Here is a 23,032-nt window from a genome sequence, read left to right as displayed (position 1 = left end):
GCCGTCTCCATGGCTTGCTATCGCGCCGGCGCCGGCCACGTAAGTGCCGCCTTGTGGAAGTTTGCCCGCCGCGAGCGTCGCATGGGCAAAGCACAGTCCGGTGAGCGCGCTGCCGATGACGAGCCACCGGCGTCCGGCTGACTGCCGACGACGCAGCGCGCGTCGCGCGGGCCGAGGTAGTTCTGGACGTGACATACACCCCCCTTTCCGCGTGGGGCGCGGAATGGCTGACGACGGCCCGCAGAGCCGGCCTGAAACGCGTTAGTCGTAGCGTCTGAAGAATAGCCGCCGGAGTGGCGGATGCATGCCGATACCTCTGCTTTTTGCGCCTTTTTGACCGGGCGTTTGTGGCCGCTCGTCCTGTTGGGACCCTTCTGACGCGCTTCTTCTATTCCTCAGGTTGTGCGTTGTTCAAGTGCCCAGGACTAATATTTTCCCGATGAAATATAAGCGGTCTCGTAAGCGATTCTTGAACTGGACTCTAAGGCTTGCTAAATTTCAGGGACATTTCCAATGTAAGTTGATGCGGCGATCGATAAGCAAAGGGGAAAGATCTATGGCTGTCGTCGTTCACAACATCGCTGTGGGTCATTCGAGCTGGAGCGTGGCGTGATGCCGAACCAGGCAGCGCCCGGTACGTGCGCCTATCAGCATATCGTGCGCGCCCAAGGTATCAGCCTGTCCTACGGCAAGATACGGGCGCTGTCCGGCATCGATCTGGCCATTGGGCGGAACGAGATCGTCGGCCTGATCGGTGATAACGGCGCGGGTAAGTCGACGCTCATCAAGGTACTGACTGGTGTCGTGCGGCCGAGCACGGGCAAGCTGTTCATCCGGGACGAGGAGGTCGACTGGAACCGCTTTTCGGTGCGCGAGGCGCACCGACTGCGCTTCGAGACGGTCTATCAGGAAAAATCGCTGGGCGAGAAGCAGCCGCTGTGGCGTAATTTTTTTGTCGGCCGGCAGATCACCAACCGGTTCGGCTTCATCAAAGTTGCCGAACAGCGGCGCATTGCCAACGATATTTTGAAGCGCCAGCTCGGTTTCCGCGGCGTGGGGATCGACGCGGATTCGCTGATTGCGAAACTCTCCGGTGGCGAGCGCCAGGGCATCGCGATCGGACGGGCGATGTATTTCGACAGCGATCTGATCATTCTCGATGAACCCACGGTTGCGCTTGCCATTAGCGAGGTACGTAAGGTTCTCGACTTCGTACGGTCGATCAAGGAGTCCGGCCGCGCCTGCATCTACATCGAACATAACCTCGCCCATGTGCACGAGCTCGCCGATCGGCTCGTCGTGCTCGATCGTGGCCGGATCGTCGCGGATATGAAGTCGGGTGAGATGAGCCTCGAGGAACTCACCCGGTTCTTGATTTCGCTACAGCAGAGCGGGCACGGGCCGGCGCTGGCTGCGGGGCAAGGACGTGAGTGATCCGATAAAAGACGAACAGCCGGCGCGGCTGGTGCGTTTTCGCCTGCCGGATTTTGCACGCATCGAGGGAGTGCCGAGCCTGGTCGTGTTCGCGTTGGTGGTCGGCCTGTTCATGGCAACCGCACCGCGCGTCTTTTTAGGCTGGCCAATCTACTTCTCCTTCCTGACCACCGTGCCACCGCTGGCGGTGTTGGCGATCGGGCTCACTCTGGTGGTTGCGGCGGGGGAAATTGATCTGTCCTTCCCCTCCGTGATGGCGTTCTCGGGCTTTCTGTTCGCCTGGTGCGTGAACACCACCGGATCAGCCTGGCTAGCCGCGATCGCGGCATTGGCGGGCGGCGCGCTGGTCGGCGTGGTGAACGGGGTGCTGGTCGCGGTGGTCGGTGTGCCTTCGATCATCGTGACAATCGGCACGCAGTTTCTCTGGGCTGGGGTTGCTTCGATCCTGTCCGGCGGGCTCTCCAATGCGCTACAGGAGCTCGCCAACGGTTCAGCCTATGCAGTATTCGCGGGCACGTTGTTCGGTGTGATCCCGATGCAAGCGCTCTGGGCGCTCGGGCTTGCGGTGTTCATGTGGTTCATCCTCAATCGTCACCGTTTTGGCGAGCACCTGCTGTTCATCGGAGACAACCGAAACGTGGCGAAGGTCGTGGGCATCAATGTCGTGCGTGAGACGGTGAAATTGTTCACGCTGATGGGTGTGCTGGCCGGTTTCGCCACGGTGCTGCTCACGCTCGAGAATCTGAACTATTTTTCAACCCAGGGGCAGGGCTATCTGCTGCCGGCGCTGGCCGGCGTGTTCATCGGCGGAACCTCGGTGTTTGGTGGCACGGCGACGATCGTGGGCACCTTCTTCGGCACTTTCGTGATAGGCATGCTGGAGGCCGGAATCGTTGCGACAGGTATCGCCGGCTTCTGGGTACAGGCGATCGAAGGGGTGGTGTTCATCGTCGCTGTGACGCTGCATCTGTTGGTAGAGAATCCCGCCAAGCTGCGCGTGTTGCGCGAAAGATTCAGGCTTGGGGGGCGATAAAGCCGTTAAATCAGGAGAAAGGAGCAGAAATGATCAAGATCATGACGGGATCCCTCCTGGGGGCGAGTATTCTCGCGTTTGGCCTCACGCAGATGGCCGGTGCCACTGAGCCGACCACGACGGGGCCGCTCGGCGCCGGTATGACAATGTATATGCAGATGGGCGGAAACCCTGGCGACGGCGCGACGCTGCCGCGTCAGACCGGGGCTGCGGACGCGGGGCATGCCTTAGGCATCAAGGTGATCGAGCAGTTCTCGGCCTGGAGCCCAGAGACAATGCTTGCGCAGTTTCGCCAGGCGATGGCGGCGCATCCGACGTGCATCGGCATCATGGGCCATCCGGGCGATCCAGCCTTCGCGCCACTGATCAAGCAGGCGGTAGACCAGGGCATCATCGTTACCGTCGGCAACACGCCGCTACCCGAGAACCAGAAACTTTACGACGCGAAGGGCTTCGGCTACGCCGGCGTCGAACTCTACGTAGGCGGGCAGATCACGGCGCAGGCGATGCTCAACGCTGGGATCAAGAAGGGCGACGAGGCGCTGGAATACGGCGTGTTCAACGAGAGTGTGCGCAGTCAGTCTGACCGTGGCCTTGCCGAAACGCTGGAGAAGGCCGGCGTAAAGGTGACGAGGCTCAATATCTCACCTCAGGTGGATTCCGATTCATCGCTCGCCGTGCCGATCCTGGTCGCCTTTATCCAGGCGCACCCTAATCTGAAGGCGATTGGGACTCAGCACGGCGGTGTAACCGGGTTCATTCCGCAGGCGCTCCAGCAGGCTGGCAAGAAGCCGGGGCAAATCATCATTGGTGGCATCGATCTGGCACCGGCCACGATTTCGGGGCTGCAGAGCAAATACATTACCGCGACGCTCGACCAGCAACTTTATCTGCAAGGCTTCCTGCCGGTCACGCAATGCGTGCTCTCGGCTGCTTATCATTTCGCGGGACTGACCATCAACACCGGCGCAGGCGTCCAAACACCTGCGACGATCGACTCGCTCATTCCGTTGATCAAACGCGGAATCCGCTAAGGTCGGATGATGTGAGATGGAATGGCGTGTGCGTTGCCGTCACACACGGATCAGGGTTGGCGTTTGCCGCGGTCACCAGCGGGTTTGCCAGCCGGCTTACGTGAACCCGCAGCTGGCTTGCTGGCCGGTTTGCTGCGTGGCTTTTGCACGCTGAATGGGCTACCGCTGGACAAGCTTGTGCCTTTACCCGCGGCCACAGCGCGTTGCGCTGCAGGCTTGCGTTTGTTTTCGCCACTTTGCGGGCGCGTTTTTTTGCTGGGCACCTGCATGGCGCCCGGCGCAGCTTGCGGCACTTTGGGCTTCTTAGGCTTTTTGGGTTTCTTGATGATCTGGCCCGTCGCGCTAGTTTGCGGCACGCGGTGTTCGGCTTCAAAACCCGGCTCTTCTTCACGGGGCAGCGTTTGCCGGATCAGCGCTTCAATCGCGGCCAGTTGCGGGGCTTCATCGGCGCACACAAGGGACACCGCCACACCGCTGGCGCCCGCTCGGCCGGTACGGCCAATACGGTGCACATAGTCTTGCGCCACGATCGGCAGATCAACGTTGATCACCAGCGGCAGATCGTCGATATCCAGCCCGCGCGCAGCCACATCGGTAGCGACCAGCATATGTACTTCGCCCGTCTTGAAGCGCTCCAGCGCACGCAGGCGCGCGGGTTGCGGTTTGTCGCCGTGGATGGTGTCCACCGCATAGCCCGCTTCATCGAGCATGGCCGCCAGGTAATCCACGCCATTGCGGGTTTTGACGAACACCAGCGCGTGCTTCCAGTCGTTCTCAGCCACAAGGTGCATGAAGAGGTCGGGCTTGTTCTTTTTATCCACCGGCACCACCCACTGCTTGATCTTACTGGCCGTGGCATTGGGCGGGCTGACGCTGATATTGACCGGGCCGCGCAGAATGCCCGCCGCCATGGCGCGGATCTCATCGGTAAACGTGGCAGAGAACAGCAGGGTCTGGCGCTGAGCGGGCAAGGCAGCAAAGACGGCGTTGAGTTCGCGCGCAAAGCCCAGATCCAGCATGCGGTCGGCTTCATCCAGCACCAGCGTTTGTACTTGATCAAACTGCACTGCGTTCTGGCGATGGAGATCTAGCAAACGGCCCGGCGTGGCGACGAGGACATCCACGCCTTTGCGCAACTTCATCATCTGCGGGTTGATACTCACACCGCCGTAGGCGGCCAGAAATCGTAAGTCGAGGCCTTTGCCGTAAGCGATAAAGCTTTGCAGCACTTGTTCGGCCAGTTCACGCGTGGGCACCAGCACCAGAACACGCGCGCGGTTGCTGGACACCGCCGGGCCGTGTTGCACCAGCCGTTGCAACAGCGGCAGCGCAAAACCCGCCGTTTTGCCAGTGCCGGTCTGTGCCGCAGCCATGACGTCCTTGCCACTGAGCACAGCAGGAATCGCCTTGGCCTGCACCGGCGTAGGCGTCTGGTAATTGAGGTCCTGCACATTGCGCAGCAAGGGATCGATCAGGCCAAGCGAGGCAAAAGACATTGGCGTATTCCGGGCTAAAGCCGCAATTCTAGCGGTTACCGCCTGAACCGTCGGTCTCTGGATGGCCCCTGCAAATCCCGCCGGAATGATATATGATGGTCATCATGAAAAATCCACCCATTACCCGGAAGCCAGCCAGCCGCAAGGAAATCACGCACGAGCGCATCGTGGAGGTCGCCGCACGCGCGATTCGGCGCAGCGGCTACGACGGCACGGGCGTGGCTGACATCATGAAGGAGGCAGGTCTGACGCATGGCGGCTTCTATGCCCATTTCCCGTCGCGCGAGGTGCTGCTTGCCGAAGCCGCTGATCGCGCCGGAGCTGAATCCGTGGCGCTGTCGGAGCGTATCGCCGCGTCCGTGCCGCCGGAACAGGCGTTGCCGGCGATGATGCGCGCCTATCTGTCGAAGGAGCATTGCGAGAGCATCGAGACAGGTTGCCCGATCTCTGCCCTCGGCTCGGAGATGCCGCGCCAGGCGCCGGCCGTACGGCGCGCGGCCACCCGCCGCATCAAGGAGATGATCGATGTCGTTGCGCGCCAATTGCCCGATTGGGGTCAGCCAGGCGCGCACGAACAGGCGCTTTTGATGGTCGCCACAATGGTTGGCACGATGGTGATGGCGCGTGCCGTCGACGACCCCAAACTATCGGAGAGTTTTCTTGAAGCGGCATTGAAACAACTCGCACCGACTGATGCGTAAATACGCCGGCCCTGTGCCGGTTTTCGTTGGACCGCAAATATGACTATCATCATATTCAAGTGAAACGAATGCTCAACCAACCACGCAAAGACATCTTTGGAAGAACATCATGCAAACCAAAATAGCGCTCGTGACGGGCGCCTCGTCAGGAATCGGCGAAGCCACGGCAAAGCGGCTTGCGAAGGCCGGATACAAGGTCTACGGCACCAGTCGGCGCGGCCAACGAGCCGGCCAACAGTCGTTCGACATGCTGCCGCTCGATGTGACCAGCGATGCATCCGTTGCAGCCGCCGTCAGCGAAGTGCTGCGCCTGCAGGGCCGCATCGACCTGCTGGTGAACAATGCCGGTTTCGGCGTCGCCCCTGCCGCCGCGGAAGAGAGTTCGATCGACCAGGCACGCACGATCTTCGATACGAACTTCTTCGGGATCATCCGCATGACGCGTGCTGTCGTGCCTCATATGCGGCGACAACGCAGCGGCCGCATCATCAACATCGGCTCCGTGCTCGGTTTTCTGCCAATGCCCTATATGGCGCTGTATTCCGCCACCAAGCACGCGGTGGCGGGTTATTCGGAGTCGCTCGACCATGAGTTGCGGACGCTGGGCATCCGCGTATCGGTCATTGAACCTGCCTACATCAAGACGCCTTTCGACGCGAACTTCATCGCGCCCGACGCCCCTCTCGACGAATACCGCGAGGTGCGCTCGGCCGTGGACAAGCGAGTGAAGGAAGTGGTCGAGGGCGCCGACGGTCCCGAGGTCGTGGCCGAAACCGTACTGCAGGCCGCCATCGCGGCTCGTCCGAAACTCCGCTATACCGCTGGCGGACTCGCCGCCCGTCTGCGATTGCTGCGCAGATTTGCGCCCGCTGGACTGGTGGACGCCGGTATCCGCAAAGATCTGCGGCTGGCAACGTAGACGACGTGACTGTCTCCTCCCTGTTCAAAGGCTCTGCATCCGTGCTATTGCCAGCGAAACAACCAGACTTAACGAGCCACTGACAAGGAACCATGATGCAAGCATTCGTCGTCGATCGATATGGACGCAACAATGGCTTACGATCCGGCGATATGCCGGTTCCAGAGCCGCGCGAGGACGACGTATTGATCCAGATCCACGCCGCGGGCGTGAACCCGCTCGACGCCAAAATCAGAGACGGAGAGTTCAAGCTCATTTTGCCCTATCGTTTGCCGCTGATTTTGGGCAACGATCTGGCAGGGGTTGTCGTGCGCGTCGGCTCGCGCGTGCGGCGATTCAAGCCCGGCGATGAGGTCTACGCGCGCCCGCACAAGGATCGCATCGGCACTTTCGCGGAATTCATCGCGGTCAAAGAGGATGGCGTGGCCCTCAAGCCAACAGCACTCACGATGGAGGAAGCGGCTTCAATCCCGCTGGTGGGATTGACCGCCTGGCAGGCGCTGATCGAAAAAGGGCAATTGAAGAAAGGGCAGAAAGTGCTGATACATGCCGGCTCGGGCGGTGTCGGCAGCTTCGCCATTCAACTGGCGAAGCATGTGGGCGCAACCGTCGCGACAACAGCGAGCGCGCGGAATATCGAACTGGTGAAGCAACTCGGCGCGGATATCGTCATCGATTACAGGAAAGACGACTTTGCGACCATCCTGAAGAACTACGACCTGGTACTGGATACGCAAGGCGGCAATGCGCTCGAGAAGTCGCTGCGTGTGCTCAAGCCGGGTGGCAAACTCATCGGGATCGCCGGTCCGCCTGATGCCGAATTTGCGAAAGAGATCGGTGCGTCGTGGTTCCTGAAAACGGTGATGCGCTTTCTGAGTTATCGCATCAGGAAGGCCGCGAAACGTCATGACGTCAGCTATACATTTCTCTTTATGCGGGCCAGCGGAGAACAGCTCAGCCGGATTGCCGCACTGATCGACGCGCGAGCGATACGACCCGTCATCGATCGGGTCTTTCCGTTTGAGTCGACCCAGGAAGCTTTGGCTTATGTCGAAACCGGACGTACCAAGGGTAAGGTTGTCATCAAGATCCGATAGTCAGCGTGAAGCAGGGCAAATGGCAAAAGAGGCGCGATCGAAAAGATCGCGCCTCTTTTTTCAGCGGACCCCGATCGCCATCACGTCAATCGATCGCTCTACCCGCGGTCTCTCGCATGAACGGCAACGGCAGCAACGACACGACGCTGCAACCGATCAGATACCACGCCGGCGCGAGATTGCTGCCCGAAATCTGGATCAGCCAGGTCGCGAAAAACTGCGCGAAGCCGCCGAAGACCGACACGCCGAGGCAGTACACGATCGACATGCCGGTCGCGCGGATCGCGCGCGGAAACAGCTCGGGCAGCATCACGATATTGGGCACCGCGGTGAACGTGACGAGCAGCGCGAGGCCCGCGACCACCGCAAGCAGCACCGGCACCGTCGGCGACGCGTTGATCGTCATGAAGGCCGGGTAGACGGCGAGAATCAGCAGCACGCGCGATACCCACAGCACGCGCTTGCGGCCGACCCGATCCGACAGCGCGCCCGCGAACGGCGAGCAGATCACCGTGACCACCGCGCCGGTCCACGCGGCCCACAGCGCGGTCGCCATCGGCAGATGCAGGATGCGGATCGCGTACGTCGACAGGTAGAACAGCACGATATAGTTCGCCGCGGTGCCGCCGATCGTCGTCAGCACGCCGGTCGTGATCGAGCGCGCGTGGTCGCGGAACAGGTCGCGGACAGGTAGCGACGGAACTTGCGCTGCGGGCTTCGCAACGGTATCCGAAGCAGCCTGCGCAACAGCGCCGCCAGACGCTGCCGTGCCATCTTCAACACCCGGCAGCGTCTCGTCGAGATGCCGCCGGATATAGATGCCGACCGGCCCCATCGCCATGCCGATCACGAACGGCACGCGCCAGCCCCAGCTTTCGAGCGCGGCCGGCGACAGCGTCGCGGCCAGGGCAACGCCGAGCAGCGAGCCCACCACCGTGTTCATCCCCTGGCTCACGAACTGCCAGCTCCCGTAGAAGCCGCGCGTGCGATCGCTGCCGTATTCGAGCAGCAGCGCCGTCGATGCGCCCACCTCGCCGCCCAGCGCGAAACCCTGGATCAGCCGCGCGAGAATCACGAGCAGCGGCGCCGCGACGCCGATCGCCGCATAGGTCGGCGCGAACGCGATGATCGCGGAACCGAGCGTCATCAGCCACAGCGTCAGGCTCATCGCGGCCTTGCGTCCGGCGCGGTCCGCGTAGCCCCCCAGCACGATCCCGCCCACCGGCCGCATGATGAAGCCGACGCCGAACGTGCCGACCGCGAGCATCAGCTGCACGAGCTGACCTTCGACCGGAAAATACAGCTTGCCGATGATCGTCGCGAAGAAGCTGTAGATCGTGAAGTCGAAAAACTCGAGGCCGTTGCCGAGCGTGATCGCGGCGATCGCCTTCGCGTGGCCGACGCGCCTTTGAGGTTTATCGGCGAGGCGCTGCGCATCGAGCGCGTCGAGCGCATCGAGCCCATTGGCGCTCGCGGACCGCGGTGTGGCTGAATAGTCCATCTGTGTCTCCGTCATTATCGTGTGGCTGCTACGGCAAGGCGCTCGCGCGCCGCCGCCGCGTCAAACGAGGAACGTCTGCGCGAGCTTGACCCAGTAGGCCGCGCCGGTCGCGAGGCAAGCGTCGTTGAAGTCGTAGCCGGGGTTGTGGACCATGCAGCCGCCCTCGCCGTCGCCATTGCCGATGATCAGATAGCTGCCCGCGCAGCGTTCGAGCAGGAACGCGAAGTCCTCGCTGCCGGTCAGCGGTTGCATGTCGTGAATCAGCCCGTCGACGCCCAGCCAGTCGAGTGCCACCTGGCGCGCGAGCGCGGTCATGGCCGCATCGTTGACGAGCACCGGGTAGCGGCGCTGATAGTCGACCTCGGCACGCGCGCCGAACACGGCCGCCTGCCCGGTCGCGACCTCGGTGATGCGCTGCTGCAGATGGTCACGCACCTCGGGCCGCAGCGCGCGCACCGACAGGCGCATCTCGGCGGTTTGGGGGATCACGTTCGGCGCTTCGCCCGCGTGAATCGCGCCGACCGTGATGATCGCCATATCGAGGGGCGCGATGTTGCGCGACACGATCGACTGCAGCGCGAGCACGATCTGCGCGCACACGACGACCGGATCGACCGCCTTGTGCGGCACCGCGCCATGGCCGCCGCGGCCGATCACCTTGATGATCACCGTATCCGACGACGCCATGAACGACCCCGGCATGAAGCCCAGCTTGGCCGTAGGAAAGCCCGGCATGTTGTGCATCGCGAACACGGCGTCGCAGGGAAACTGTTCGAACAGGCCGTCGTCGAGCATTTTCTTCGCGCCGGCGAGCCCTTCCTCGGCCGGCTGGAAGATCAGATTCAGCGTGCCGTCGAAGCTTTTTTCGCGCGCCAGATGCCTGGCGGCGGCGAGCAGCATCGCCGTATGGCCGTCGTGACCGCATGCGTGCATCTTGCCGGGCAGCTTGCTCGCGTACGGCAGGCCAGTGGTTTCGTGGATCGGCAGCGCGTCCATGTCAGCGCGCAGACCGAGCCGGCGCGTGCCGTGGCCGAGCTTCAGTTGCCCGACCACGCCGGTCTGCCCCAAGCCGCGATGGACGCTGTAGCCCCACTCCCGCAGGCGGTCGGCGACCAGATCGCCGGTTGCGAACTCCTCGTAGGCCAGCTCCGGATGCGCGTGGATGCTGTGTCGCAGCGCGATCATTTCCTGTTCGATTTCGGCGATGCCCGCCGGAATGACCATCGTGTTCATGCCGTCTCCTGTCGATCGGACCTGGCGCTTCAGCGCTTAGTCCGATCCCATGCAACTGGTTGCGCCCCTGTCAGCGTGAACCCAGCATAGCGGCGCCGATATCCGGGCGGCAGGCGTAGAATCGTTGCGGTGCCAACCCTTGGTTGCCCCCGTCACGCCTCTCATTCGAATGAAGCTGCATCAGCTCAATACCTTGGCGGCGATCGCCGATACCGGAAGTATCCGGGCGGCCGCCCGCTCGCTGGGGCTTTCCCCGGCCGCCGTGACCAAGGCGATGCGCGAGCTCGAAGCCGATCTGCACGCGCCGCTCGTCGTGCGCAGCGCGAGCGGTGTCGCGTTCACCGAGTTCGGGCGCGCGCTCGTCGTGCATGCGCGGCTCGTGCTCGGCCAGTTGCAGCGCGCGCAAGCCGAGATCGAGGCGTTGCGCGGAGCCGCGGCCGGCAAGCTGTCGATCGGCGTCACGCCGTGGGTCGCGCTGACTTTTCTGCCGCCTGCCGTGCGGCGTTTTCGCGAGCGGATGCCGGAGGTGCAACTGGAATTTTTCGAAGGCCTGCTCGCGGTCGTGCAGCCGCGTCTGCGCGACGGCAGCCTCGATTTTTCGATCGGTCGGCCGCCGCCCGCGTCGCCGCAGTCGGAGTTTCAGAACGCGCCGCTCTTTTCGACGCACGCGGCGGTGGTCGCGCGGCGCGACCATCCGAAGGCCGGCTGCCGCACGCTGCTCGACCTTCAAGACGCGGAATGGATACTGAACTGGGACCCGGCGAGCCGCGAGTCGATGTCGAACAATCTGTTCGTCAAGCGCGGCATGCCGGTGCCGCACACGATCGTGCTCGCGCATTCGCTCGCGATCGTGCTGGGCCTGCTCGCGCACACGGATATGGTCAGCATCTTTCCGTGGCCGCTCGTCGAGGTGATACGCGCGAAGGAAAACCTGTGGGCGCTGCCGCTGCGTGAAACGCTGGACGAAACCATCATCAGCATCACGTCGCGGCGTGGCGCGCCCACGAGCCCGGCGGCCGCCTGCTTTCTCGACTGCCTGCGCGAGACGATCGACGAAGGCGCGCGCTCGCAGGACCCGGAACAGCGCCGCCTGTTTCATTCGATCGAACTGTTGCTATAGCAGCTGCCGCATTTCTGCATGCGGCACCGCCGCGTAGTCAATCGAGAAACTCGCCCGCCCGCTTTCTGAGCATCGCGCTGAAATCGTCGAGCCAGCCGATCGACAGACGCCAGCTCTGCCAGTACAGATCGACGTCGATATGCTTGCCCGGCGCGATCTCGACCAGTTCGCCGCGCTGCAGATGCCCGGCGATCATCCGCTCGGGACACATGCCCCAGCCGAGGCTCATCACGCACGCGCGCAAAAAACCGGCGACGTGCGCAATCCAGTGCAGCGGCGGATCGAGCTCCGCGCGCGTAATGCGCCGCATGAAGCGCTTTTGCAGCTGATCCTTTGGATTGAAGTCGACGCACGGCGTGCGCCGCAGGCTGTCGCGCGTGACGCCGTCGGCGAAATAGCGCGCGAAAAACGCCGGCGAGCACACCGCCAGGTATCGCATGCGGCCGAGGCGCGTCGAGCGACAGCCCTGCACCGGTTCGGCCTGCGTCGTGATCGCGCCCTGCACGCTGCCGTCGCGAATGCGCTGCGCGGTGTAGTCCTGGTCGTCGATCACGAGGTCGAGCAGCATTTCGCGTTCGACGCAGAACGGCGCGACCGCGTCGATGAACCAGGTGCCGACGCTGTCGTCGTTGACCGCGACGCGCAGTGCCGGCCACTGCTCGACGAGCGCGCCGGGCAGCGCCGGCATGCGGCCGTTCAGCTCCGCTTCGAGCAGTTGCACGCGTTCGGTATGGCGGCATAGCAGCGCGCCCGAGGTGGTCGCGACGCACGGCTGCCCGCGCTTCACGAGCACGCTGCCGACGCGCTCCTCGAGCAGCTTGACCCGCTGCGACACCGCGGACGGCGTGATATTGAGCTCGCTCGCGGCACGGTCGAACGAGCCGTGGCGGACCACGGCGGCCAGCGCGTCGAGCAAGGCGTAGTCGAGCATTAGCGTTCCTTAATCGGCATTAAGCAAATTAGCTTCTCTTATGAGATGCCAACCCGCAGACTAGCGCTGTTGGATTTTCCCGTCTATCCCCGCTGCTTTCCTTTTTCCGGACCATTTATGAACTGGTTGTCTTTTTCCCATGGCGCGGCGCTGTGCGCGTCGCTGATCGTTACGATCGGCGCGCAGAACGCGTTCGTCCTGCGGCAGGGCATCATGCGCTCGCATGTCGGCAAGATCGTGCTGTTGTGTACGTTGTCCGATTTCATTCTGATCGGCGCGGGCGTCGGCGGCGCCGCGGTGCTGATGGAGCGTTTCCCGCGCTTCGTGCACGCGATGCTCTATGTTGGGCTCGCGTATCTCGCCTGGTTCGGCATCAGCGCGCTGCGCCGCGCGGTGCGGCCAGGACACGCGGTGCTCGATGGCTCGGCCGGCGCGTCCCGCGATCAGGCGCCGCCTGCGCAACGCGCGCTGCCGATCATCCTGATGACGCTTGCGTTCACGTGGCTCAATCCGCACGTCTATCTGGACACGTTCCTGTTGATCGGTACGGCCGGCGCGCGTGAGCCGGAAGGCGCGCGGGTCGCCTTCGCGCTCGGCGCGATGACGGTCAGCGCGGTGTGGTTCGTCGCGCTCGGCTATGGCGCTCGCATGCTCGCGCCGCTGTTTCGCCGCGCAACCGCGTGGCGCGTGCTGGATGGCGCGATCGGCAGCATGGTGTTGCTGCTCGCGTTCACGCAATTGCGTTGAGCGTTCGACGCGGGCCTGATTTCAGCGCCGATTCTTGCGGCTCGCCTCGCGCGGCGGGCGCATCGGCTTCGTCGCGCGGCACGAGGTTCATCAGCCGCGCGAGCACCGGCCACTTCAGCAGCGACTGCTGGTAAGCCTCCTTCGCCTGGGCATCGAAATAGCGCCCCGTCTCGACCTCCGGCAGACGCAGCGCGAGGCCGCCGATGTCGTCGGCGGGCCAGCCGCCGCGCGCGGCGGACCGCTGCGCTTGGCGGGCGGCGCTCGTCGGCTATCTGATCGTGAATCGCTGGAACGTCGGCGGCAATCAAGCGATGGCACATCTATTGCTAAATTCCGCTCGCCGGCATCTCACCCGTGAAGCCGCGTGACGTACGCAACGGGGCGCCGTTCAAACGTCATTTCAACAATCCACCGGTGGAGGCACCATGCTTCGATACGCTGTGATTTTCTTCATCATCGCCATCATCGCCGCAGTATTCGGCTTTGGAGGCATTGCCGCGGGCGCAACCGAAATCGCCAAGGTGTTGTTCTTCATCTTCCTGGTGATCTTCCTCGTCACCCTGCTGATGGGCGTGATCCGACGCTGACGGCTGCATACAGCGTTCGGTGAATTCACGCCTCGCCCGATGCGAACCGGCCACGCTGCGTGGGTACCGCGCTGAGGATTGCGCGGCCGCTGTCGCCGTTGCAATACTTGCCGCAGCATATTGCAATAGTTGCCGAAGCATCGGGCGCTTCAACTCTGCTTTCCTTCCGCTTCCTTTCTCCGTATGCCGGAGGCGTATGCGGCATCGCTTCAGGCCGCATACGTCTGCGGCGTCATGGAACGCGATCTGCTGCGTGGCCGGTTGCGGCGTATCGAGTGCGAGTTGCGCATAGCCACGCATCGCGGCCCAATGTTCGGCGAACGCGATCAGTAACGTGCCGATGCCGCGCGTCTGCCATGCGGGATCGACCGCGAACTGACGCAGGCTCGCGACATCGCCGTGCCGGTATAGCTCGCACGATGCTTCGCCATCCGAAGCATAAAGCGTTATCGAGCCGACGATGTGTCCTTCATACACCGCGACATGGCAATCGCCACGCAGCACACGGCCGCGGGTCGTCTCGATGGTCTGATCCACGCACGTGCAATTGAGCCCCTGCGCGCCGAGCGGCGCGACCGCGCGACACACATAGCGGACCGGAACGGATTGCGGATGGCTTGCGCGACGCTTCACGTTGAGCACCTCGTAGTGACTGGATGCCCGACGTGTAGGGTTGGCCCCGTCGTTCACGAGGTGTTTTCGGCCTCGTACAGACGACGGCCCGCCGCATCCTTGCTGCCGAGGATGGGCTGAAAGTCGATCGGCCACTCGATGCCGATGTCGGGATCGGACCACAGCAGGCAGCGCTCGAGTTCGGGGAACCAGTACTCGGTGGTCTTCCACATGCATTCGGCGACATCGGATAGCACGACGAAGCCGTGCGCGAAACCGGGCGGCACCCAGATCTGCCGATGGTTGGCTTCGCTCAGATACTCGCCGCTCCATTTGCCGAAGTTCGGTGAGTTCAGGCGCACGTCGACCGAGACGTCGAAGATCTCGCCGCGCACGACGCGCAGCAGCCGCCCCTGGGGACGCTGCACCTGGTAGTGCAAGCCGCGCAGCACGCCATGCACGGCGCGCAGATGGCGGTCCTGCACGAAGGTGAAACCTTGCGCGACGTCGTCCGAAAACTCGTCCGCGCTGAAACTCTCGAAGCAGAAGCCGAACTCGTCGATGAACACTTCCGGCTCGATGAGTTTCACCTCCGGCAATTCCGTCGCCATGACCCTGTTGCCCATCGCCACTGTGCTCGTAAAAAGGCTGGCCAGCGAACATACGGCCGCTCTCGCGACCGCGTCCGACAGACGAGGCGCGCCCGCAACGCGGGCGCCCTATCGCATGCTAAAGATACATGCTACGCCTCAGTGGCCGCCCGGCTGCGAGCGCGATACTCGGTTGGCGACAAAGCCATACGCTTGCGGAAAATTTTCGCGAGACGATCGCCGTTGCCGGTGCCGCTGCGACGCGCGATCTTGTCGACCGGCAATTCGGTCTCGGTCAGGAAGTTGCACGCGATACGCAGTCGCACCTGCAGCAGGTAGTCCGACGGCGTGATCTGCATCTCGTGCTTGAAACGGCGCAGGAAATTGCGCTCGCTCATTGCGGCGACCTGCGCGGCATCGGCGACCGATACCGGACGGTCGCAGTTGGCCTCCATCCAGCGCGCGGCCGCGCGAATCTTTTCGGCGACGCTCAGCGTGCCGCCCTCGGCCGGCAGCGGCACCCACGTCGCAGCCATGCCGGGCATCACGCGATCGGCGACGCTGCGCGCAAGCTCGGCGCCCAGGTCGCGCTTGATGAACATCAGCGCGCTGCGGGCGCAGTCGTGACGGTCGTTGGCCGCGCTGAACGCGCCTTCGCTCGCGCTCGCGCCCGGATAGCGGCTCATCAGGCCGTCATGCTCGGTCGGGCCGGCCGCTTCGAGCACGAGGCGCCCCTCGCCGATCGTTTCGATCGCGCGCGTGCGCGATTGCACGGCGCGCAGCCAGTTCAGCAGGCGTTCGTCGCGCGCGGCCACGTGGGCGCCGTAGCCGCCAGCGATGAACAGCACGTCGAAACCGCCGCCAAAGCGCGTGTCGATGTGGTCAGTCCAGATGCGCGCCGACGACGAACTGGCGACATTGCCGCCGTCCATCGACAGGAACTGCACTTCGTAGGGCGGATCTTCGCCCGCTCGCGTGCCCGCGAACTCATTGGCGGTCTGGAACATTTCCACGACGGTACCGGGGCCGAGCAGCCAGAAGCCGTCGAACAGCAGAATGCCGATTCGCCGCGCTGCAGTACGGACGTTCAAAGCGGGCGTGTGTAGCCACGTAATTCTCGTTGTATCAAGGTGCATGTGCGGCATGATCTTCCCCAAACGGTCATACGTTGCGGACCCCGATTTGCCCCGCCATCAGACGGAACGAGAGAATGCGTTATTACGGCGAAAAAACAGACACACGCCGCATAAAGGATTAAGCGTGATGTTAGCGGAATGGATCGCTATAGTAAATTTGAAAAACGAGTTTCATCAGGACAGCCCATGTCTGAGGAAAAGCGGTTATTGAGCGATTGATATGAGCGCGCGACACGCCGGGCAACTATGCAAGCCGCGCGAAGAGCTTGACGCGATCTTACCGCAAAGCCTTGATGGACGGCACTCTCGCGCATTCGGACAAAGTTGCCGATAATGCGAAGCCCGGCCATTGCGCGTTACCGAGTACGTTTCTTGCGCGGTTCAAAAATGTTTCAATTGTGAACTGCTTATCGCCCTATTATGTCCGGGCAATTCGGTAGTTTATTCGCAAAGCGTAAATTTATTGCCCGCGGCATTAGGCATTTCCGTGGCATTCGCTCCACACCACAAATTAATATCCAAATGCTGATTTATCGGGGGTTCTAAAAATGTTTCTATTTTGAAACATCGCCGGCCTCTTTCGTATGATTTAAACGCGCGCATGCGCCGCATTGATCGAACCTCGGATGATTGGATGCAGCGCAGCAATCATGTGTGGCGGACACGCGACGAGGCGCCGGCCGTTGCAACCTGCGAAGTTGCAACAGCATAGCTGATGCGCGCGTCTGGGAATGCGAGCAAACAGTCGGCCGGGGAACGGCATCGCGGCGCGCAACGGCCGCGCCACCGCTTGTCACCGTGCCTCAGCCATCGTCCCTTCGCCGGCCAGCGTCGCCGCAGCGGCCGTGCGCGCGAGCACCGGCCGCAGAGCCGCGCCCGTGTGACTAGCGGCCACGCGCGACAGGCTTTCCGGATCCGTTGCCGCAACGATCGTACCGCCGCCCACGCCGCCCTCCGGACCGAGGTCGATGATCCAGTCCGCCTCGGCGATCACGTCGAGATCGTGTTCGATGACGACGACGCTATGCCCGCCATCCACGAGCCGATGCAGCACGCGAATCAGCTTTGCGACGTCCGCCATGTGCAGGCCGACCGTTGGCTCGTCCAGCACGTACAGCGTGTGCGGCGGCTTCTGGCCACGCCGCGTGATGTCGTCGCGCACCTTGCTCAGCTCGGTGACGAGCTTGATGCGCTGCGCCTCGCCGCCCGACAGCGTCGGCGACGGCTGGCCGAGCGTCAGATAGCCGAGCCCGACGTCTTTCATCAGTTGCAGCGGATGCCCGATGTTCGTAATCGACGCGAAGAACTCGACCGCTTCGTCGATTTCCATGGTCAGCACGTCGCCGATGTTCTTGCCGCGCCACGTGACCGCGAGTGTCTCCGGATTGAAGCGCTGGCCGTGGCAGACGTCGCACGGCACCTTCACGTCGGGCAGGAAGCTCATGCCGATCGTGCGCACGCCCTGGCCCTCGCATGCGGGGCAGCGGCCCTCGCCCGTGTTGAACGAGAAACGCGACGCGGTATAGCCGCGCGCGCGCGCCTCCAGCGTGCCCGCGAACAGCTTGCGGATCGCATCCCACACGCCGATGTAGGTGGCGGGACACGAACGCGGCGTCTTGCCGATCGGCGTCTGATCGACTTCCAGCACGCGGTCGATGCTCTCCCAGCCGGTGACCGAATCGCAGCCCTGCCATATGTGCGTGACGTTCAGCGGCGCGCGCGGCGCCGAGCGCGCGAGCACGCTCGAACGCCGGTTCGCGGCCGGCTTCTCCTGGGCGGCCGCACGCGCGCGGCGCGTGGCCGGCGACGACAGCACCGAGCGCCCGACCGCATCGAGCAGATTGGTCATCAGCACGTCGCGCGCGAGCGTCGATTTGCCGGAGCCGCTGACGCCCGTCACCGCGACAAGCCGCGCGAGCGGAATGCCGACCGTCACGTCGCGCAGGTTATGCAGCTTGCCGCCATGCACGGTCAGCCAGTTCTCCGGCACCGCGGCCGCACGCTTGCCCGGCGCGACGACCTCGCGGCGCGGCTGCAGCGGATGCACGATCGGCTGCGCGAGGAAACGCCCGGTCAGCGAATCGGGCTGCGCGGACAGGTCCGCGACGCTGCCCTGCGCGATCAGCGTGCCGCCGCGCTTGCCCGCGCCCGGCCCGATATCGATGATGTGATCCGCGCGCCGGATCGTATCTTCGTCATGCTCGACGACGACGAGCGTATTGCCCTTGTCGCCGAGCTTGCGCAGCGCGTTCAGCAAAATCTGGTTGTCGCGCGGATGCAGACCGATGGTCGGCTCGTCGAGCACGTAACACACGCCCTGCAGATTGCTGCCGAGCTGCGCGGCGAGCCGGATGCGCTGCGCTTCGCCGCCCGACAAACTCGGCGCCGCGCGATCGAGGCTCAGATAGCCAAGCCCGACTTCTTCGAGGAACTGCAGCCGGCTACCGATTTCGCTGACCACGTCGCGCGCGATTTCGGCGTCGCGGCCCGTCATCCGCAGCGTATCGATCCACGCGCGCGTGTCGGACACGGTCCATTGCGCGACGTCGACGATCGCCTTCGAGTCGAACGTGACCGCGCGCGCGACCGGATTCAGACGCGTGCCCGCGCAATCCGGACACGGCTCGTCGACGAGTCCTTCCGGTTCCTGCTCCTCCGAGGGCAGGCTCTGCTCGCGACCGCGATTGTCGTCGACGACGATCGTGTCGTCGTACGCGGCCCGCTGCTCGCGCGTCAGCGACAGCCCCGTGCCGACGCAGCTCGTGCACCAGCCATGCTTGCTGTTGTACGAGAACATGCGCGGGTCGAGCTCGGGGTAGCTCGTGCCGCACACCGGACACGCGCGCTTCGTCGACAGCACCTTCACGTCGCCGAGCTTCGAGGTGGACTCGCCGCCGTTGAGCGCGTCGTGCAGACCGTCGAGCGGCGCGAGCAGATGCATGATGCCTTTACCGATGTCGAGCGTCTGATCGAGCGCTTCACGTAGCTGCGCTTCATGATCGGCCGAGATGACGAGGTCAGCGACCGGCAGTTCGATCGTGTGCTCGCGGAAGCGGTCGAGCTTCGGCCACGGATCGACCGGCACGAATTCGCCGTCCACACGCAGATGCGTATTGCCGCGCGCTTTTGCCCATTTCGCGAGGTCCGTATAGACGCCCTTGCGGTTCACGACGAGCGGCGCGAGGAAGCCGACGTGCTGGCCCTTGTGATCGCGCAGCAACTGCGCCGCGATCGATTCGGCGCTTTGCGACGTGACCGGCGTGCCGTCGTGAATGCAGTGCTGCAAGCCGAGCTTCACGTACAGCAGACGCAGGAAGTGCCACACCTCCGAGGTCGTGGCGACGGTACTCTTGCGACCGCCGCGCGAGAGCCGCTGCTCGATCGCAACGGTCGGTGGAATGCCATACACCGCGTCGACTTCGGGCCGTCCGGCCGGCTGCACGATCGAGCGGGCATACGCGTTCAGCGATTCGAGGTAGCGCCGCTGCCCTTCGTGGAACAGGATGTCGAACGCGAGCGTCGATTTGCCCGAGCCCGACACGCCGGTGATTACGTTGAACTTGCCGTGCGGGATGTCGACGTCGAGCGCCTTCAGGTTGTGCTCGCGCGCGTTGACGATGCGCACGACGTCCTCGCCTTCGATCTCGCGACGTGCGCGGGCCGCGCTCAGGGCCTTCTGCAGCGGGATGCCCTGGGGCTCCGCCGCGGTTGCGGTGTCCATCGCGCGGTCGTATTGCAGCAACGCCTCGCCAGTATGCGATTCGGCGCACGCTTTCACTTCGTCCGGCGTGCCCGCGCACAACACGCGGCCACCGCCGTCGCCGCCTTCGGGACCGAGGTCGATGATCCAGTCGGCCGCGCGGATCACGTCGAGATTGTGCTCGATCACGATCAGCGAATGACCGCTCGCGAGCAGCTTGCCGAACGCCTGCATCAGCTTCGCGATGTCGTCGAAATGCAGACCCGTGGTCGGTTCGTCGAACATGAACAGACGCTTCCCGATCACCTGCTTCGCGCCGCGTGCGCCGCGCGCCTGTGCCGATTCCGCGAGAAAGCCCGCGAGTTTGAGCCGCTGCGCCTCGCCGCCCGACAGCGTCGGCACGGGCTGGCCGAGCTTCACGTATTCGAGCCCGACGTCGACGATCGGCTGCAGCACGCGCAATACTTCGGCGTCCTGCGCGAAGTACGCGGCAGCCTCGCTAACGGTCAGTTCGAGCACGTCGGCAATGCTCAACCCGCGTGCCGGCTGGTCGCGCTCGATCTTCACCTCCAGAATTTCCGCGCGATAACGGCGCCCGTCGCAATCGGGGCAGCGCAGGTACACGTCGGAGAGGAACTGCATTTCGATGTGCTCGAAGCCCGAGCCGCCACAGGTCGGGCAGCGGCCGTCGCCCGAATTGAAGCTGAACATGCCGGGGCCGTAGCCGCGCTGTTGCGCGAGCGGTGCCTTCGCGAACAGCTTGCGGATTTCGTCGAACGCGCCGACGTAGCTGGCCGGATTCGAGCGTGCGGTCTTGCCGATCGGTGACTGGTCGACGAACACGACGTCGGTGACCTGGTCCGCGCCGTTCAGCGCCTTGAACGCGCCCGGCGCTTCGGTGGCGAGCCCGAAGTGGCGCGCCATCGCCGGATACAGCACGTCCTGCAGCAGCGTCGATTTGCCGGAACCCGACACGCCGGTCACGCAGACGAGCCGCTGCAATGGAATTTCGACCGTGACGTCGCGCAGATTGTGCTCGCTCGCGCCTTCGAGCACGATGCGCGGCGTGCTCGCGTCGACCGCGCGACGCGACCAGTGCGCGGCATCCGCGACATGGCGCCGGCCGCCGAGGTACTCGCCGGTCAGCGTGCCGGTCGAGCGAATCGCCTCGGGCGCGCCGTCGAAAATGATCGAGCCGCCGCGCTCGCCCGGTCCCGGACCCATGTCGATGAGCCGGTCCGCCGCGAGCATCACCGACGGATCATGCTCGACCACGACCAGCGTATTGCCCGCGTCGCGCAGGCGGTGCATCGCCTCGACGATGCGGTTCAGGTCGCGCGGGTGCAGGCCGATGCTCGGCTCGTCGAGCACGAACAGCGTCTTGGTCAGCGACGTGCCGAGCGCGGTGGTCAGGTTGATACGCTGCACCTCGCCGCCCGACAGCGTGCGGCTTTGCCTGTCGAGCGTCAGATAGCCGAGACCGACGTCGCATAGATACTTGAGGCGCGTGCGCACTTCGGCGAGCAGCAGCTTCAGCGCGTCGTCGAGCAACGCGCTCGGCAGCGCGATGTCGTCGAAGAAGCGGCGGATGCGCTCGATCGGCATCAGCATGAGATCGTGCACGGTCAGGCCCGGCAACGCTTCGAGCTGCGCGCGCGACCACTTCACGCCGCGCGGCATGAAGCGCTGCGCGGGCGCGAGCACGTCGTTCGCATTGGCCTTGCTGCCGAGGCGCCACAGCAGCGATTCGGTTTTCAGACGCGCGCCGCCGCAGGTTTCGCACGGCGTGTAGCTGCGGTATTTCGACAGCAGCACGCGGATATGCATCTTGTACGCCTTCGATTCGAGATAATCGAAGAAGCGTTTGACGCCGTACCAATGCGTCTGCCACTTGCCGTTCCAGTCCGGCGAGCCGTTGATGACCCAGCTGCGTTCGCGCTCGCTGAGCTCGCCCCACGGCGTGTCGCGGCGGATGTCGGCTTTCGCCGCGTAGCGCATCAGGTCGTCCTGGCACTCCTTCCACGCGGGCGTCTGCATCGGCTTGACCGCACCTTCGCGCAGCGTCTTGCGCGCGTCGGGGATCACGAGCCCGAGGTCGACGCCGATCACGCGGCCAAAACCGCGGCAGGCATCGCAAGCGCCATAGGCCGAGTTGAACGAGAACAGCGCGGGCTGCGGGTCGGCATAGCGCAGATCGCTTTCAGGGCTGTGCAAGCCGGTGGAGAAACGCCAGATGCGCGGCTCGGCGGCTTCGGCCTGCGGCTCGTCCGAGGTAGCCGGCAGCACGTAAATATTGACGCGCCCGCCGCCGCGCTTCAGCGATGCCTCGATCGCCTCGATCGCGCGTGCTTTATCCACCGAGCGCAGCCGGAAGCGGTCGGCGACGACGTCGAGCAGCTTGCGCTTGCCGGTCGGCGAATCGACTTCGCGTTGCGCCTGCACGCGCGTATAGCCGCTCGCCGACAACCACTGCTCGACCTCCTGCGCGGACGCCGACTCCGGCAGCTCGACCGGGAACGTGACGACGAGCCGCGGCTCCTCCTGCGCGGTGCGCTCGAGCAGTTCCGCGTAGATCGTCTCCGGCGTGTCGTGCCGCACCAGATACGCGCTCTGGCGGTCGAACAGCTCGGCCGCGCGCGCGTACAGCAGCTTCAGGTGATCGTTGAGCTCGGTCATCGTGCCGACCGTGGAGCGCGAGCTGCGCACCGGGTTGGTCTGGTCGATCGCGATGGCGGGCGGCACGCCGTCGACGCGGTCGACCTGCGGCCGATCCATCCGGTCGAGGAACTGGCGCGCGTACGCGCTGAAGGTTTCGACGTAGCGGCGCTGGCCTTCCGCATACAGCGTGTCGAACACGAGGCTCGACTTGCCCGAGCCGGACGGCCCCGTGACGACCGTCATTTCGCCGGTGCGCACGTCGAGGTCGATATTTTTCAGGTTGTGCTGGCGGGCGCCGCGAATGCGGATCGTGCCCTGGATCTTGTTGCCGCTCGGGTTGCCGCCTTGGGGAGTGTCAGCGAGGGTGTCAAGGGTTGCGTCGTTGGAGGACAATTTTTCCGACCGTCTGAAGGAGTGGGTCACCTCTCACGGCCGGCTCTCGCGACCGCGCAAGTTCGGTGCAGCCGGGTCGGCGCGAGGAGCGCCCGGAAGCCTGGCTGTAG

At 64.1% G+C, this 23,032-nt stretch carries 17 protein-coding genes and 1 pseudogene; 10 read left to right on the top strand and 8 right to left on the bottom strand.

Annotated elements, in window-relative coordinates; all coding sequences use genetic code 11:
• The first annotated feature begins 612 nt into the window (after positions 1 to 612).
• From F6X39_RS33320 to F6X39_RS33310, 3 genes are read left to right on the top strand one after another with little or no spacing between them, the layout of a single operon-like run.
• Entirely contained in the window at positions 613 to 1,434 is an 822-nt protein-coding gene (locus tag F6X39_RS33320) for an ATP-binding cassette domain-containing protein (protein ID WP_221307813.1), read from the top strand.
• Complete coding sequence (locus F6X39_RS33315) at positions 1,427 to 2,467, top strand: ABC transporter permease (protein WP_316251747.1); 1,041 nt, start codon at positions 1,427 to 1,429, stop codon at positions 2,465 to 2,467. Before F6X39_RS33320 ends, F6X39_RS33315 begins: the two co-directional genes overlap by 8 nt.
• A gap of 29 nt (positions 2,468 to 2,496) precedes the next feature.
• Complete coding sequence (locus tag F6X39_RS33310; RefSeq protein ID WP_187619742.1) at positions 2,497 to 3,501, top strand: substrate-binding domain-containing protein; 1,005 nt, start codon at positions 2,497 to 2,499, stop codon at positions 3,499 to 3,501.
• A gap of 50 nt (positions 3,502 to 3,551) precedes the next feature.
• Here the strand turns inward: F6X39_RS33310 and F6X39_RS33305 are convergent, their stop codons facing one another.
• Positions 3,552 to 4,997 (bottom strand): DEAD/DEAH box helicase, encoded by a 1,446-nt coding sequence (locus tag F6X39_RS33305; protein ID WP_187619741.1) that lies wholly within the window; start codon positions 4,995 to 4,997, stop codon positions 3,552 to 3,554.
• Positions 4,998 to 5,089: 92 nt separating this feature from the next.
• Here F6X39_RS33305 and F6X39_RS33300 point away from each other — a divergent pair, with 92 nt between their 5' ends.
• The 3 genes from F6X39_RS33300 (at position 5,090) to F6X39_RS33290 (ending at position 7,714) form a co-directional block, all read left to right on the top strand.
• Complete coding sequence (locus F6X39_RS33300; protein ID WP_187619740.1) at positions 5,090 to 5,698, top strand: TetR/AcrR family transcriptional regulator; 609 nt, start codon at positions 5,090 to 5,092, stop codon at positions 5,696 to 5,698.
• A 109-nt stretch (positions 5,699 to 5,807) separates the two neighbouring features.
• Positions 5,808 to 6,617, top strand: coding sequence for an oxidoreductase (locus tag F6X39_RS33295; protein ID WP_184032694.1), 810 nt, complete (start codon positions 5,808 to 5,810; stop codon positions 6,615 to 6,617).
• Positions 6,618 to 6,712: 95 nt separating this feature from the next.
• Positions 6,713 to 7,714 carry an NADP-dependent oxidoreductase gene (locus F6X39_RS33290; protein WP_187619743.1) on the top strand — a complete coding sequence of 334 codons (1,002 nt, stop codon included), beginning with the start codon at positions 6,713 to 6,715 and terminating at the stop codon, positions 7,712 to 7,714.
• Positions 7,715 to 7,799: 85 nt separating this feature from the next.
• Here the strand turns inward: F6X39_RS33290 and F6X39_RS33285 are convergent, their stop codons facing one another.
• Together F6X39_RS33285 and F6X39_RS33280 are read right to left on the bottom strand one after the other, a co-directional pair.
• A complete protein-coding gene (locus tag F6X39_RS33285; RefSeq protein WP_187619739.1) occupies positions 7,800 to 9,215 on the bottom strand; it encodes an MFS transporter in 1,416 nt (471 codons plus the stop codon).
• Positions 9,216 to 9,275: 60 nt separating this feature from the next.
• The gene (locus tag F6X39_RS33280; protein WP_187619738.1) at positions 9,276 to 10,448 is read right to left on the bottom strand and encodes a M20 aminoacylase family protein; all 1,173 of its coding nucleotides are present in this window, start codon (positions 10,446 to 10,448) and stop codon (positions 9,276 to 9,278) included.
• A gap of 169 nt (positions 10,449 to 10,617) precedes the next feature.
• On the opposite strand from F6X39_RS33280, the gene F6X39_RS33275 reads away from it, so the two are divergent.
• The gene (locus tag F6X39_RS33275; RefSeq protein WP_184032685.1) at positions 10,618 to 11,568 is read left to right on the top strand and encodes a LysR substrate-binding domain-containing protein; all 951 of its coding nucleotides are present in this window, start codon (positions 10,618 to 10,620) and stop codon (positions 11,566 to 11,568) included.
• A gap of 37 nt (positions 11,569 to 11,605) precedes the next feature.
• Here the strand turns inward: F6X39_RS33275 and F6X39_RS33270 are convergent, their stop codons facing one another.
• Positions 11,606 to 12,499 (bottom strand): LysR family transcriptional regulator ArgP, encoded by an 894-nt coding sequence (locus F6X39_RS33270; RefSeq protein WP_187619737.1) that lies wholly within the window; start codon positions 12,497 to 12,499, stop codon positions 11,606 to 11,608.
• 117 nt (positions 12,500 to 12,616) lie between these two features.
• Between F6X39_RS33270 and F6X39_RS33265 the strand changes: the two genes are divergently transcribed.
• From F6X39_RS33265 to F6X39_RS33255, 3 genes are all read left to right on the top strand, one after another.
• Positions 12,617 to 13,246: a LysE/ArgO family amino acid transporter gene (locus tag F6X39_RS33265; RefSeq protein WP_018418582.1), complete on the top strand. Its 630-nt coding sequence runs from the start codon at positions 12,617 to 12,619 to the stop codon at positions 13,244 to 13,246.
• A gap of 203 nt (positions 13,247 to 13,449) precedes the next feature.
• Positions 13,450 to 13,614: a hypothetical protein gene (locus F6X39_RS33260; protein ID WP_187619736.1), complete on the top strand. Its 165-nt coding sequence runs from the start codon at positions 13,450 to 13,452 to the stop codon at positions 13,612 to 13,614.
• A gap of 57 nt (positions 13,615 to 13,671) precedes the next feature.
• Positions 13,672 to 13,833, top strand: coding sequence for a DUF1328 domain-containing protein (locus F6X39_RS33255; protein WP_013089029.1), 162 nt, complete (start codon positions 13,672 to 13,674; stop codon positions 13,831 to 13,833).
• A gap of 246 nt (positions 13,834 to 14,079) precedes the next feature.
• Here the strand turns inward: F6X39_RS33255 and F6X39_RS37150 are convergent.
• The 4 genes and pseudogenes from F6X39_RS37150 to uvrA form a co-directional block, all read right to left on the bottom strand.
• Positions 14,080 to 14,337: pseudogene (locus F6X39_RS37150) on the bottom strand (GNAT family N-acetyltransferase); the annotation flags it as partial.
• A gap of 182 nt (positions 14,338 to 14,519) precedes the next feature.
• Positions 14,520 to 15,071, bottom strand: coding sequence for a dTDP-4-dehydrorhamnose 3,5-epimerase (rfbC, locus tag F6X39_RS33245; RefSeq protein ID WP_187619735.1), 552 nt, complete (start codon positions 15,069 to 15,071; stop codon positions 14,520 to 14,522).
• A 116-nt stretch (positions 15,072 to 15,187) separates the two neighbouring features.
• Complete coding sequence (locus tag F6X39_RS33240) at positions 15,188 to 16,180, bottom strand: GlxA family transcriptional regulator (protein WP_187619734.1); 993 nt, start codon at positions 16,178 to 16,180, stop codon at positions 15,188 to 15,190.
• Between the two features lie 784 nt (positions 16,181 to 16,964).
• Positions 16,965 to 22,922, bottom strand: a complete 5,958-nt coding sequence (gene uvrA / locus F6X39_RS33235; protein WP_187619733.1) for an excinuclease ABC subunit UvrA — start codon at positions 22,920 to 22,922, stop codon at positions 16,965 to 16,967.
• Positions 22,923 to 23,032: the final 110 nt, after the last annotated feature.

It is taken from the genome of Paraburkholderia sp. UCT2 (assembly GCF_014397665.1).
GTDB lineage: Bacteria > Pseudomonadota > Gammaproteobacteria > Burkholderiales > Burkholderiaceae > Paraburkholderia > Paraburkholderia tuberum.
Note: the sequence above shows the minus strand (reverse complement) of the source record. Positions and strands in the feature narration are given on the sequence as shown.